Below are 12,277 nucleotides of genomic sequence, written 5' to 3'. Positions count from 1 at the left end.
TGCCTGAGGGGCCTTTCGCCAACGCCTGTCAGCCATGGCCAAACGCGACTATTACTCTGTGCTGGGGGTGGGCAAGAACGCCACCGACGAAGAAATCAAGAAGGCCTATCGCAAGATGGCCATGAAATATCACCCGGACCGCAACCCGGGTGACAAGCAGGCCGAAGACAAGTTCAAGGAAGTGGGCGAGGCCTACGACGTGCTGGGCGACCGCAGTAAGCGCGACGCCTACGACCGCTACGGCCACGCCGGCGTTGACGGCATGGGTGGCATGGGCGGTGGCCCCGGTGCCGGCGCGGGGGGCTTCGGTGGCTTTGCCGAGGCCTTCGGCGACATCTTCGGCGACATCTTCGGTGGCGGCGGCAGTCGCGGCGGGGCCAATCAGGTCTTCCGTGGTGCCGACCTGCGCTACGCCATGGAGATCACGCTGGAGCAGGCCGCCAACGGCTACGAGACCGAGATCCGCATTCCCTCGTGGGAAAACTGCACCACCTGCAAGGGGACCGGCGCCAAGGCCGGTACCAAGCCCCAGACCTGTGGCACCTGTCACGGCCAGGGCCAGGTGCGCATGCAGCAGGGCTTCTTCTCGGTGCAGCAGACCTGTCCCACCTGCCACGGCAGCGGTAAGGTCGTGAAGGATCCGTGCGAGGCCTGTGACGGCGCGGGCCGCATCAAGAAGACCAAGACGCTGCAGGTCAAGGTGCCCGCCGGCATTGACGACGGCATGCGCATCCGCTCGGCCGGCAACGGCGAGCCGGGTACCAACGGCGGCCCGGCCGGCGACCTGTACGTCGAGATCCGCATCAAGGAGCATTCGGTCTTCAAGCGTGACGGCGACGACCTGCACTGTGAAGTGCCCATCAGCATGGTTACCGCCGCACTGGGCGGCACCATCCAGGTACCCACCCTGGGTGGCAGCGCCGAGATCGAACTACCGGAAGGCGTGCAGCCCGGCAAGGTCTTCCGCCTGCGGGGCAAGGGCATCAAGGGCATCCGTGCCCAGATGCCGGGCGACCTCTACGCCCACATCACGGTGGAAGTGCCCGTGCGCCTGACCGACAAGCAGAAGCAGATGCTGCGCGAGCTGGACCAGAGCCTGTCGGACGCCAAGCACAGCCCGCAGACCCGCAGCTGGAAGGACCGGTTGAAGGAGTTCTTCCAGTAACGCAGGTCATGGGAAGTTTCTGAAGGATATCGAGTTGACCTCAATCGGACCAGGCGTCTGATTGAGGTCAATTCGTTTCATGAGCCCGCTGCTCGGACAGGTATCGCTCGGCTGCCTTGGCCAGCAGGCCGGAGCGGGTCTCGTGGTGAGCCTCTGCATAGGCATCAATGCGGGCCAGCAGGTACTCGGGCCAGCTCACATTGAACCGCGTCTGCTTCAGCGACAGCCGTTGCAGATCGACATCGATCAGCGCCCAGGTGGCACCGGCATAGTCCGCTTCCTGTGCCAGTTCCTCGATCTGGCGCGTGGAAACCGTGACGGCCTCGCCGTCTTCCAGCATCCCTTCCAGATGGAAGACGATGGCTTCTCGCGTGTTGGACAGCGCTTCCTCGATGGTCTCGCCGGCCGAGAAGCAGCCCGGAATGTCCGGTACGGTCACCCCGTAAAGTGAGTCCGTGTCCTTGTGAATGGCTACAGGAATGAGCATGGTGTCCGGTTCCGTGATGGTTACTTGAGACCTGCCTGCTTGAGAATGCTCTGAACCGTTCCGCGCGGAAGATCCTTGTTGGGGTGAGGAATGGTCACGCGCCCGGGAAGGGTGGGGTGCTTGTACTGTCGATGGCTGCCACGGGTAGCAACCAGATGCCAGCCGTGGGCTTCGATCAGTTTGATGAGTTCCTTGCTGCCCATGGTGGTGGTGTTATTGGTGTGTGTAATGATACACACGTGGTCATGCAGCGGGCAACCGGATGCCGGATAGGCGGGGGTTCCGTGATCGCGCCTCCGACCGGAGGTGTCCGGACTTTCGGGTGGATCATGGGGCTGACCTTCCTGCCCGCAGGCAGTGTGGCTGCTGAATACGGCACGCGTTTTGCGCAGCACGCCCGTTGGTCGCACAATCAGGGCATTCTCGGCTTCAGGCGGCCATGCTTGGGGTCCTCTCAGAAATTGCCATCGCCGGACGTGGGGCCGGCTGTCAGGAATTGCCATGAGCCAAGCAACCAACCAACAGGAATTCGACCGTGCCAGCCAGGTGCTGGTGGGGGGCGTCAACTCGGCCGTGCGGGCCTTTCGGGCCGTGGGCGGCACGCCGCGCTTCATCCAGCGGGCCGAGGGCGCCCGCATGTGGGACGTGGAGGGCAAGGCCTACATCGATTACGTGGGCTCGTGGGGGCCGGCCATTGTTGGCCACTCGCACCCCGAGGTGCTGAAGGCCGTGCAGGCGGCCGTGGCCGATGGTCTGTCGTTCGGTGCGCCCAATGTGCGCGAGACCGAGCTGGCGCAGAGAATCTGCGACATGTTCCCGCACGTCGAGCGGGTGCGCTTTACCAGTTCCGGCACGGAATCCACGATGTCGGCGCTGCGGCTGGCGCGGGGCTACACGGGCCGCAACCGCATCATCAAGTTCGAGGGCTGCTACCACGGTACGGCCGACAGCCTGCTGGTGAAGGCGGGCAGCGGTGCGCTGGCCTTCGGCAACCCCAGCTCGGCCGGCGTGCCCGAGGACGTGGTCAAGCACACGCTCATCGCCCGCTACAACGATCTGGACAGCGTTCGCCGCCTGTTCGAGCAGTACCCGGATGACGTGGCCTGCCTGATCGTCGAGCCCATCCCCGGCAACATGAACCTGATGGTGCCGCAGCCCGGCTTCCTGGAAGGGCTGCGCGAGCTGTGCACCCAGTACGGCGCCGTGCTGATCTTCGATGAGGTGATGTCGGGCTTTCGGGTGACGCTGACGGGTGCGCAGGGCTGGTGCGGCATCACGCCGGACCTGTCCACCTTCGGCAAGGTCATCGGCGGCGGCATGCCCGTGGGTGCCGTGGCCGGCCCGGCCCGCATCATGGAGCGCTTCGCGCCGCTGGGTAATGTCTACCAGGCCGGCACGCTGTCGGGCAACCCCATCGCCATGGCAGCCGGCATTGCCACCATCGACCTGATCTCCCGTCCCGGCTTCCACGACGAACTGAACCGCCGGATGACGCGCCTGGTGGATGGTCTGAATGCGGCGGCGAAGAAGACCGGCGTGGCGTTCTGCGCCCGTGCCCTGGGCGGTCTGGGCGGCATGTACTTCCGTGCCACGCCGCCCGTGTACTTCGAGGAAGCCACCGACCAGAACCTGGAGCAGTACAAGCGCTTCTATCACCTGATGCTGGAAGGCGGTGTCTACCTGCCGCCTTCGCCGGTGGAGGCCTTCTTCCTGTCGTCGGCCCATACCGACGAGGACATCGATCAGACCGTGGCACTGGCCGAGAAGAGCCTGGCTGCGGTGGCGTGATTGCCACGGGGGGTGATGGGGAGACTCCCGGCCGGCGCACCGGCTGGGACCGATCAGTGCCTGGTCATATGGGTCTGTCGGGACATTCTGTTCAGGTCAGTCTGCCATGAGCCATGTCCTGACGTCGATCGTCATACCCGTATGAAACTGTCGCTGTATTTTGCCACCAGCGCATCATGCGTGAGGAGACGCATGGGTTCAGCCAATGCCTGTGCGATCAGAATGCGATCGAACGGATCCTTGTGGTGGTGGGGCAGCGTCTCCACCATCAGGCTATGCTCCGCCTGGATGGGAAGAATCCTGTAGCCCGATAGCTGGAAATACTTCAGCGCGTCGGCTGAACCGATGGGCATGTCGTCACTGTTTCTACTGTGCTTGATGGCGATTTCCCACAGGCTGGCGACACTTGTCCATATCGCATGCTTTGGGTTCGCGATCAGCTCTCGGGCCTGTGCAGGGAGCCTCGGGCTGTCGTCAATGGCCCAAAGCGCGATGTGAGTGTCCAGCAGAATATTCAAGATTCTCTGTCCCCCTGGAAGAGGGCTTCGATCTCGGCGTTCTGGGCATCGATGTTGTCAGGGATCCTGAAGAGCCCTTTGGCAACGCCAATGCGCTTCTCGCTGCTGCCATGGGTGATGGGAACAAGCTTGGCTGCAGGGCGGCCGTTGCGGGATATGACGATTTCGGGTTCGTGTCCGCTCTCGACGGCCTGTACCAGGCGAGACAGAGAGGACTTGGCTTCCAGCATGTTGACCATGGTCATGGGAGGGATTCCGGGTATCGTTAATGGTCTTAGTCTAGTCTGGCTAAGCGTGCCGATCAACCGTTGCATCCATTCCATCCAGGGGAGTGGGCTTTTGCCCGCTTCGCTCCCCATCTGGCGCGAAAATGCAGGAAAAGTCAGCTCCGGCTGGCATGACGTCATCGCTTCTTTCCTTTCCTGCATCCATGAAGAAAGCTATCCTTCCCGCCATTCTCTGCGCGGCGGTGCTGGCCATGGCCGGCTGTGTCACCGAAAGTTCCCACGTGGTGGAAAGCCCGAAGGTGACCAGCCACGGTACGGCGTACCAGGGTCAGAAGGCTCCCATCTCGGTCGGCAAGTTCGACAACAAGTCCAGCTTCCAGAATGGGATCTTTCAGGACGGCGAGGACCGGCTGGGGAATCTGTCGCGTACCATCCTGGTGGCACACCTGCAGCAGACGGGGCGGTTCAATGTGCTGGATCGCACCAACATGAGCGAGGCGGCGCAGGAAGCGAAGATCTCCGGCCGGGCGCAGAACCTGAAGGGCGCCACGTATCTGATTTCGGGTGATGTGACCGAGTTCGGCCGCAAGAATGTGGGTGATCATCAGCTCTTCGGCATTCTGGGTCGTGGCAAGAAGCAGGTGGCCTATGCCAAGGTGACGCTGAATGTGGTGGATGTGAATTCGTCCGAGGTGGTGTATTCCACGCAGGGGGCGGGTGAATACGAGCTGTCCAATCGCGAGGTGCTGGGCTTTGGCGGCACGGCGGGCTATGACGCCACGCTCAACGGCAAGGTGCTGGATCTGGCCATTCGTGAGGCCGTGAACAATCTGGTGTCGGCCATCGAGTCCGGGCACTGGACGCTGGCCAACTGAGGGGCAGGGCATGGATCAGGGCATTGGCCGGCTGACGCTGGTGGTGCTGCCGTTATGGCTGGCAGCGTGTGCCAGCTGGCCGCAGACGCTGTATCACTGGGGCAACTATCCGGACACGATTCACGCCTGGTATGACGGCACCGATGACTGGGCTGGGCAGGAGCAGGCACTGCGAAAGATCATCAGCGATGCAGCGACCCGACAGAAGAAGGTGGGGCCGGGGGTTCATGGCCAGCTGGGCCTGGTGCTGTCCCGCCAGGGGCGGGATGATGAGGCAAAGGCCGAGTTCGCCGAGGAGCAGGCGCTGTATCCGGAATCCGCCACCTTCATGACGCGGCTGCAGGGTCGGCGGATGGCAGCCAGCAAGCCGCAGGATGGTCATGACATGACATCCGGGAAGGACAACGCTGCAGGAGGGCACGCAAGATGATGAAGTCATCGGTGCTGGCCGTGGCCCTGTCGGCCCTGGTGCTGGCGGGCTGTGCGAACCATCGTCCGAAAGGCTACGATTATTCGGCACTGAAGCAGAGTGATCCGCGTTCAATCCTGGTGGTGATGCCCACCAGTGATTCAACGGACATTCGTGCCGAGAGCAGTGTGCTGGCGCAGGCCACGGTGCCGCTGGCCGAGCGTGGCTATTATGTCTTTCCGGTGGCGCTGGTGGACGAGATGTTCCGCCAGAACGGGCTTACCAACGGACACGATATCCAGCAGGCGCCCATCCGCAAGCTGCGCGAGATCTTCGGTGCTGATGCAGTGATGTATCTGCACGTGGAAGAATACGGCGCCAGCTACCAGGTGGTCAAAAGTGTGACCACGGTGACGGTGAAAGGCAAGCTGGTGGACCTGAAGAATGGCAGGACGCTCTGGGAAGGGCGCGCCAGCAGCCATTTGGAGTCCGGCCATGCCAACGACGATACCCTGACGGCAATGGTTTCAGCGGCGGTCGACCAGATTCTTGATGCCATCAACGACAGTGGTTACGAGATGGCCGGCGCCGCCGATGCGCTGCTCTTCAGTCGTGGCGACCGGGGAGGGCTGCTATACGGGCCCTCCCATCCGGAGCATGCGACGCCCTGAGCGTCATTTCGTTCGCCACCTCATGGCTCTGCCTTCGGCACCATAGCCGCTGACGCGACCGGATCCGAACTTGTTCGGGTCCCAGTCATTTTTTGCAAGCCAGGTGGTGCAGTACTTGTGAGCTGCCACGGTGTTGTCCTTCTCGTCTTTCGCGTTGACGTGCCAGCACAGGTCCACATCGTTGGCGTGCCATTGGGACTGCTCCAGCGTCAGCCAGACCGAGGCTTTCTTCTTGCTGGCCTCATCGTTCGGGGTTGCCCATGACTGCAGGGTGCTGCCGAACGGGATCAACTGATTGTCGGTGAAGGTTCGTGCGCTGGTGCCCTGCAGTGGTGTTTCCTTGTACAGCTCGTAGGCCTGCTTGCTGTTCCGGTCAATGCCATGGAAGTCCAGGCTCAGCTGGTTGGGCAGCGTGAAGCCTTTGCTCAGGTCATGGTTCACCTGCATGGCCAGCCCCACCTGCGGATAGTCCTCGTGAGGGACGCGGGGGTTCTGCGGGTCCTGATAGCTGCCGGTGGCAAAGGTGTACTGGTAGTTGCCGATGGCAGGCGAATAGCCATCGACGAACGGGGTATAGTTGTCCTTTCCGCCATCGGCATAGGCTGCGCCCGTGCTCTGGTGCGTGAGGGAAATGCGCTGCGGGGCATCGCTGCTGCGGACTGCATCGGCGTAGTCGGCCAGCATGTGCTTCATCATGTCGCGGTTCCGATCGTTGGTGGAATCGAACATGGCGGCCAGCTGGGCACCGCTGATGCCGTACTGATTCACGGCCTGGGTGGCAGTCTTCAGGCTTTCGGTGGGAACGTACCGGGGCTCATTGAGATTGTTCCAGTTCCATGTGGTGGCGGTATCCCACTGATAGCTGGTGTAGCGGTTTTCGTAGGTCAGCGCCTTGTATACCAGAGGCTGGCCGGGTTTCCACCCTTCTGGAACTTCCCACTCGTTGCATCGGGTATGAAGAATGCCGTATTCCGTTGCGACGCTATCCACGTCAATGCAGATGCGGAACCCTGACTTGCCCGCGGAAGCGGAGTAGAGTTTTGCCGAGGGGTACGAGGTGCCGTTGCTCCAGTAGTGTTCGGCCCCGATGTCGTAGGTCTGATCGGACTGGATGGTCTGGCCGTTGGCGCTCCGCAATGTGTACTCTTTTCCCGCCAGGGTCACAATCACCTGTGCCGCGATGTCGAGCTTGAGGGGGACGGCCTGGGTAGCAGATGCCCCACGATTGGGCAGCCCCGGGGCAGATAGCCCCAGGCGGATGGTGTGTGCATCCACGGAGGTTGTACGCGCGCCTGCCGGGTTGCGCGTGGGGCCCACGGAATCATCGATCCGATAAGTGTAGGGAGAGCCCAAGCCTGCTTCGGTGCCATCGGCTGGCACGATGTCTTCTCGGCTCAGCATGACAGGGCCCGAGAATCTCTCGTATTTCGGGGGCTCCGTGCCGCTGCCCGAGGTGTAGTAGTGATTGGGCGGTAGCCACGCGGTCAGATCACGCCCCTGGGCGTCCTGATGGCTGGTCTGCGACAGCAACGCCTGAATCAGCACGTCCCCACGGATCTTTCTGTTCGCGATGGGCGGTGTGTCGGGCGTGACGGCTTCCTTGGTGGTGCGTCCGGATGCAGTGGCATGGGGCGTCGCCGAGGAATCCTGTGTCGTGACGGTCAGATCGGTGGCGGCCTTGGTCTGCGGGCCGCCAGCATCGGTACGGGGGGTATCCTGGCCGCCGCCGCAGGCGGCTAGTGCCAGCGTGATGGCCAGGGTCAGAGGATGCAGGGCTGTGCGTTTGTCGACGTGCATGAGTCTCTCCGCGTGATGGTCTCCGTGAAGTGTTCTTCTTGTTCTGTGGTCAGTATGGAGAGCAGTCTGCGGAGTGTCGACCGATTTAATAGCGCGTGAAAGTTCTTACATTTGCGTCGAATTTATATAGGTTGCGAATCATTGTCCCATTCGGGAATTTAACGGGCCAGCAGCATCTGGATGGACAGAGGGGTTCCCTGAATTTCAGGGAACCCCTCGGAACGTATGGGCCGTGCAGCCAGGCTTTCGCCCGGCTGTGGCTTCACGTGGGCAGACCCGGTGTCAACGGGGCTGATGAAACCCCATCATGGCTCACTGGCCCTTGGCCTGGGTGCTCCAGGTCGGGACGCCATTGTCACTGGGCCTGTCGGTTTCGGCGTGGTAGCCCTGCGGAAGCAGGGGCTGGCCCGGTGTCCAGCCTTCGGGCACCGTCCATGTGGTGCAGTACCGGCCAAATTCGCTCAGGAACACGGATACGTACCAGCACATGTCCACGGTGCGCGGGTTGGGCTGGCTCTGCTGGATGATCAGCTGTACCTGGGCATAGGGATTGTTCTTTTCGTCGTACCAGGACTGGACGGGAATGCCGAACATGATCTGCTTGTTGGCGGCAATGGTCAGGGCTGAACGGTCGCCGCTGAGCTGTTCACCCTCGTAGACCTGCGTGGCCTTCAGTTCCCAGTTGCGGCCGCGGACGTTCAGGCCGGACCAGCGGGGCAGCGTCAGGCCCTGGGCGTTGGCGTTCACATGAATGGCCAGCGTGTTCTGCGGGTAGTCCCGGGAGCGTGTGTTGGGTACCTGTTCGCTCAGCCATGCGCCGGTGCTGAACACGTACAGGTAGCTACCGGTGGCCGGCGAATAGGTGGCCGTGTCGGCACTGCCGTCAGCATAGGTGGTGGCCCGGCTGTCGTGGTGGAACGAGACACGCTGCGGATCCAGACTGGAGGCAGGCCGTTTGTAGGGAGCGAGGCTGGCTGTGGCGTAGGCCGGCAGGCGCTGCATGCCCTTGGCACGGGGGGTGAAGGCATCCAGCATGGCGGCCAGCACCGCACCGCTCACGCCCCGGTCATTCACGGCCTCGGTCGTGGTCTTCAGGCTCTCTGCGTTGATGTATTGCGGGGCCTTGCGGTTGCTCCAGCTCCGTTCGCCGTAGCTGCCGCCTATCTCGAAGTGCAGCTTCCTGCTGAATGTCTGGGTCACGTGCTTGAGGGGCTGACCAGCCTTCCAGCCGGCAGGCACTTCCCAGACATCACACAGGGTCTCGAATTCGGTGTATTTCGGCTTGAACTGGGCGCAGGTGGAAAACTGGTTGGCGTTCTCACCAGGTTGCGCGAAGACCGATGCCTGGGAGGAGGCGGCCGGATCGGAGCTTTCCCATTCATGCTTCCATTTGTCCAGGTCGTAGACTTCGTTGGGTTGAATCGTCGTGACCGTCTTGGCGACCAGAGTTTCCCGGGTGGTGGTGGGGGGGGCGTACTGATCCTGATCAGCGCTTGAAGGGGTTCGCTCGGCCTGAGCCTGGGTGCCGATCTCCAGCGCGCCAGCGGCGGCCTGGGCCGCACCGGTGCCGCCATTGGGCAGGCCCGCGGCAGACAGGCCGAAGCGCAGTGTCTGGCTGGCGATGTTCAGCATCAATGGATCATTGATGAGCCGGCGGGGCCCCTGACTGATCTCGAACTGATAGTAGTGACGACCCAGGGCGGCGGTGTTCGCGTCGGTGGGACGGATGTCCTGGTTGGCCAGCACCACGGGGACAACAGACGGGTTGCTGCCTTGTTGACCCGCGCCCAGGGAGCCCCAGGTGTAGGTCTCGGGTGACAGCCAGGCGGTCTGCGGGTTGTTCTGGGCGTCAAGGCGTGCCGTGCGCGACAGCAGCGCCTGGATCAGCACGTCGCCTCGCAGCATCTTCCGGTTTTCCGAGAGGGGCGGGGTGTCGGCGGTGGCCACGGCCTTGGTGGCACGACCCGAAGCGGATGTCCGGGCAGCTTCCGGCGTGTCGGCGGTGTCCAGCGTGGTGGCCGGCAGGCCGGTATCGGCCTTGGTCTGCGGACCGGGGGCGCTGGTCTGGGGTGTGTCCTGGTTGCCGCCGCAGGCGGCCAGCGCCAGGGTCACGGCCAGGGCCAGGGGATGCAGGGCGTGGCGAGTGTTGATGCTCATGGGTTCTTCCTCATGAAATGTCTCCGTGGGGATCGTGTTTTGCAGAGCATTATGAATATCGACACAATGAGCGTCGACAAATCTAACATTGGCTAAAAATTCTTACGTTTTGGTCGTAAGTGTTTCTTGATCGCTTTCCGGAGATGCGACGGCCGCAAGGGCCGTTCAGAGGATCCCTGGCGGGCGAGGGGTCATGAGGCCCGGTGGGGGGGCCGGATGCCGGCTACACTGTGTCCGGGAGGTTCACGGCAGGCGTGGGCCGGCAGGGGCCGGCGCGATCTGCGACCCGAGAGCATGAGCAAGCCAGACTATCCGGTGACGACGGCGGTGCGTTTCCTGCGCGAGCACCATATCGATTTCGAGCCGCATCTGTATCCGTATGTGGAGCATGGCGGCACGGCGCATTCGGCCGAGAGTCTGGGGGTGCCCGAGCATCAGGTCATCAAGACCATCGTGCTGGAGAACGAGCAGAAGAAGGGGCTGATCGTGCTGATGCACGGCGATCGCCAGATTTCCACGCGCAACCTGGCGCGCGAGCTGGGCATGAAGCACATCGAGCCGGCGGACCCGAAGCAGGCCAACAAGTGGACGGGCTATCTGGTGGGAGGCACGAGCCCGTTCGGCACGAAGACGCGGCTGCCGGTGTATGTGGAGCGCACGATCCTGGATCTGCCGGTGATCTACATCAACGGCGGCAAGCGTGGCTTTCTGGTGGCCATTTCGCCGGCCGGGCTGCAGGCGCTGGAGGCCCAGCCGGTGAGCGTGGCGACGGAAGGGTGAGGCAGGCGGCGGGCTGCCGGGCGAGGGGCCCGGCAGTGTCCCGGGTGCTGCCTTCAGGCTTTCGATCGGGTGTTGATCTCGATGTGGCCGGTGAGTGTCCTGTGCACGGGGCAGCGATCGGCGATCTCCAGCACGCGCTGGCGCTCTGCGTCGGTGAGGTTGCCGGTCAGGGTGATCTCCCGCTCAAGGATGTCGACAACCTCATCGGCGGCTGCGCCGTTCGGCGCCCCCGATGCCTGCGGGGCTGCGGGCCGGGTGATGCGTCGATGGTGCAGCTCCACCTTCACGTCATCCAGCTGCAGGCCCTTGCGGTTGGCGTACATGCGGATGGTCATGGAGGTGCAGGTGCCCAGGGCCGAGAGCAGCAGCGTGTAGGGATCGGGACCCAGGTTGGTGCCGCCCATGGCTTCGGGTTCGTCGGCCACCAGGGTATGGCGACCGGCCTGCAGGCCACGCAGGAACTGGTGGTTCAGTTCGGTGACAAGGACATGGCCGGGGGCCAGGTCGGGTTTGACGGGAACGGCCGGGACCTTGGGTTCGGGGCTGCTGGACTGGACGGCAGGGTCCAGGTAGCGCGATGCCCAGGCGACGATGCAGCTGGCGACGTATTCGGCGTCTTCGGCGCGCGAGAGCAGGTGGTCGGCGCCGTCCAGCGAGATGAAGCTCTTGGGGTGGCGGGCGGCTTCGTAGATTTTCTGGGCCTGTTCGATGGCGACCGTGGCGTCTTGCGGTGAGTGAAAGACCAGCAGGGCCTTGCCCAGTCGGGCGATGCGGCTGGCCTGGTCCTGGCCGGCCACGTCTTCCAGGAACTGGCGCTTGATGGTGAACTGGCGGCCGGCCAGCGAGACGGCAGATTCGCCGTGCGCGCGGATGGCATCCAGGTCCTTGCGGAACTGCCGCAGGACGTGGCTGGGCTCGGCCGGTGCAGCGATGGTGGTGACGGCACGGGCTTCGGGAATGCCCTGGGCCGCGGCCAGCACGGCAGCACCGCCCAGGCTGTGGCCGATCAGCAGGGCCGGCGCCTGGTATTCGCGCCGCAGGAAGTCGGCGGCGGCCAGCAGGTCGGTGACGTTGGAGGTGAAGTTGCTGTCGGCGAAGTCGCCCTCACTGGCGCCCAGGCCGGTGAAGTCGAAGCGCATCACGGCCACGCCGCGTGCCTGCAGGGCGCGGCTGATGCGGGCAGCAGCCTTGACGTCCTTGCCGCAGGTGAAGCAGTGGGCGAAGAGGGCGAAGGCGCAGGGGTTGTCGGGCAGATCCAGGATGCCCGCCAGTTCCTGGCCGCTGGCATTCTGGAAGGTGATGTGTTTCTTGGTCATGATGTGAAGGGCCGGGCTGACAGCCGGCATGATGGGGCGGATCAATCCGGCCCGAAGGGTTTTGTTGGGGGATAAAGGAAGGAACTC

13 protein-coding genes are annotated in these 12,277 nt (G+C 63.4%); 6 read left to right on the top strand and 7 right to left on the bottom strand.

What is annotated here, in order from left to right; translation table 11 throughout:
• Positions 1-34 precede the first annotated feature (34 nt).
• The gene (dnaJ, locus tag EL249_RS11045) at positions 35-1,165 is read left to right on the top strand and encodes a molecular chaperone DnaJ (protein ID WP_005672352.1); all 1,131 of its coding nucleotides are present in this window, start codon (positions 35-37) and stop codon (positions 1,163-1,165) included.
• A gap of 67 nt (positions 1,166-1,232) precedes the next feature.
• On the opposite strand, the gene EL249_RS11040 is transcribed toward dnaJ, so the two are convergent.
• Entirely contained in the window at positions 1,233-1,652 is a 420-nt protein-coding gene (locus EL249_RS11040; protein ID WP_005672355.1) for a type II toxin-antitoxin system HicB family antitoxin, read from the bottom strand.
• A 20-nt stretch (positions 1,653-1,672) separates the two neighbouring features.
• The gene (locus EL249_RS11035; protein WP_005672357.1) at positions 1,673-1,855 is read right to left on the bottom strand and encodes a type II toxin-antitoxin system HicA family toxin; all 183 of its coding nucleotides are present in this window, start codon (positions 1,853-1,855) and stop codon (positions 1,673-1,675) included.
• Between the two features lie 298 nt (positions 1,856-2,153).
• Between EL249_RS11035 and hemL the strand changes: the two genes are divergently transcribed.
• On the top strand, positions 2,154-3,440 hold the full coding sequence (gene hemL, locus EL249_RS11030; protein WP_005672358.1) for a glutamate-1-semialdehyde 2,1-aminomutase: 1,287 nt from the start codon (positions 2,154-2,156) through the stop codon (positions 3,438-3,440).
• Positions 3,441-3,571: 131 nt separating this feature from the next.
• On the opposite strand, the gene EL249_RS11025 is transcribed toward hemL, so the two are convergent.
• Both EL249_RS11025 and EL249_RS11020 read right to left on the bottom strand, forming a co-directional pair.
• Positions 3,572-3,958, bottom strand: coding sequence for a type II toxin-antitoxin system VapC family toxin (locus EL249_RS11025; protein WP_005672361.1), 387 nt, complete (start codon positions 3,956-3,958; stop codon positions 3,572-3,574).
• On the bottom strand, positions 3,955-4,203 hold the full coding sequence (locus EL249_RS11020) for a type II toxin-antitoxin system Phd/YefM family antitoxin (protein ID WP_005672363.1): 249 nt from the start codon (positions 4,201-4,203) through the stop codon (positions 3,955-3,957). Before EL249_RS11020 ends, EL249_RS11025 begins: the two co-directional genes overlap by 4 nt.
• A gap of 185 nt (positions 4,204-4,388) precedes the next feature.
• Between EL249_RS11020 and EL249_RS11015 the strand changes: the two genes are divergently transcribed.
• Genes EL249_RS11015 through EL249_RS11005 form a run of 3 tightly spaced genes read left to right on the top strand, consistent with a single transcriptional unit; the run spans position 4,389 to position 6,140 of the window.
• Entirely contained in the window at positions 4,389-5,060 is a 672-nt protein-coding gene (locus EL249_RS11015) for a CsgG/HfaB family protein (RefSeq protein ID WP_040529635.1), read from the top strand.
• Between the two features lie 10 nt (positions 5,061-5,070).
• Positions 5,071-5,490 (top strand): DUF4810 domain-containing protein, encoded by a 420-nt coding sequence (locus tag EL249_RS11010; protein WP_005672366.1) that lies wholly within the window; start codon positions 5,071-5,073, stop codon positions 5,488-5,490.
• Positions 5,487-6,140 (top strand): DUF799 domain-containing protein, encoded by a 654-nt coding sequence (locus EL249_RS11005; RefSeq protein WP_005672367.1) that lies wholly within the window; start codon positions 5,487-5,489, stop codon positions 6,138-6,140. The genes EL249_RS11010 and EL249_RS11005 overlap by 4 nt, the downstream gene beginning before the upstream one ends.
• Positions 6,141-6,143: 3 nt before the next feature.
• Here EL249_RS11005 and EL249_RS11000 read toward each other — a convergent pair whose 3' ends face one another.
• On the bottom strand, positions 6,144-7,937 hold the full coding sequence (locus EL249_RS11000; RefSeq protein WP_005672368.1) for a hypothetical protein: 1,794 nt from the start codon (positions 7,935-7,937) through the stop codon (positions 6,144-6,146).
• A 312-nt stretch (positions 7,938-8,249) separates the two neighbouring features.
• Entirely contained in the window at positions 8,250-10,094 is a 1,845-nt protein-coding gene (locus tag EL249_RS10995; RefSeq protein WP_126348221.1) for a hypothetical protein, read from the bottom strand.
• Positions 10,095-10,388: 294 nt separating this feature from the next.
• Between EL249_RS10995 and ybaK the strand changes: the two genes are divergently transcribed.
• Positions 10,389-10,874, top strand: coding sequence for a Cys-tRNA(Pro) deacylase (gene ybaK / locus EL249_RS10990; RefSeq protein WP_005672372.1), 486 nt, complete (start codon positions 10,389-10,391; stop codon positions 10,872-10,874).
• 53 nt (positions 10,875-10,927) lie between these two features.
• Here the strand turns inward: ybaK and EL249_RS10985 are convergent, their stop codons facing one another.
• Positions 10,928-12,190: a bifunctional alpha/beta hydrolase/OsmC family protein gene (locus EL249_RS10985; RefSeq protein WP_040530558.1), complete on the bottom strand. Its 1,263-nt coding sequence runs from the start codon at positions 12,188-12,190 to the stop codon at positions 10,928-10,930.
• Positions 12,191-12,277 lie beyond the last annotated feature (87 nt).

The organism is Lautropia mirabilis (assembly GCF_900637555.1).
In the GTDB taxonomy this organism is placed as follows: domain Bacteria; phylum Pseudomonadota; class Gammaproteobacteria; order Burkholderiales; family Burkholderiaceae_E; genus Lautropia; species Lautropia mirabilis.
The sequence above is the reverse complement of the archived record's forward strand: the minus strand, read 5'-3'. Positions and strand labels throughout refer to the sequence as shown.

What these genes read in the sequence shown, in the direction of transcription:
- dnaJ (WP_005672352.1), top strand. Translation starts at nt 35, where the DNA reads ATGGCCAAACGCGACTATTACTCTGTGCTGGGGGTGGGCAAGAACGCC.
- EL249_RS11040 (WP_005672355.1), bottom strand. Translation starts at nt 1,652, where the DNA reads ATGCTCATTCCTGTAGCCATTCACAAGGACACGGACTCACTTTACGGG.
- EL249_RS11035 (WP_005672357.1), bottom strand. Translation starts at nt 1,855, where the DNA reads ATGGGCAGCAAGGAACTCATCAAACTGATCGAAGCCCACGGCTGGCAT.
- hemL (WP_005672358.1), top strand. Translation starts at nt 2,154, where the DNA reads ATGAGCCAAGCAACCAACCAACAGGAATTCGACCGTGCCAGCCAGGTG.
- EL249_RS11020 (WP_005672363.1), bottom strand. Translation starts at nt 4,203, where the DNA reads ATGACCATGGTCAACATGCTGGAAGCCAAGTCCTCTCTGTCTCGCCTG.
- EL249_RS11015 (WP_040529635.1), top strand. Translation starts at nt 4,389, where the DNA reads ATGAAGAAAGCTATCCTTCCCGCCATTCTCTGCGCGGCGGTGCTGGCC.
- EL249_RS11010 (WP_005672366.1), top strand. Translation starts at nt 5,071, where the DNA reads ATGGATCAGGGCATTGGCCGGCTGACGCTGGTGGTGCTGCCGTTATGG.
- EL249_RS11005 (WP_005672367.1), top strand. Translation starts at nt 5,487, where the DNA reads ATGATGAAGTCATCGGTGCTGGCCGTGGCCCTGTCGGCCCTGGTGCTG.
- EL249_RS11000 (WP_005672368.1), bottom strand. Translation starts at nt 7,937, where the DNA reads ATGCACGTCGACAAACGCACAGCCCTGCATCCTCTGACCCTGGCCATC.
- EL249_RS10995 (WP_126348221.1), bottom strand. Translation starts at nt 10,094, where the DNA reads ATGAGCATCAACACTCGCCACGCCCTGCATCCCCTGGCCCTGGCCGTG.
- ybaK (WP_005672372.1), top strand. Translation starts at nt 10,389, where the DNA reads ATGAGCAAGCCAGACTATCCGGTGACGACGGCGGTGCGTTTCCTGCGC.
- EL249_RS10985 (WP_040530558.1), bottom strand. Translation starts at nt 12,190, where the DNA reads ATGACCAAGAAACACATCACCTTCCAGAATGCCAGCGGCCAGGAACTG.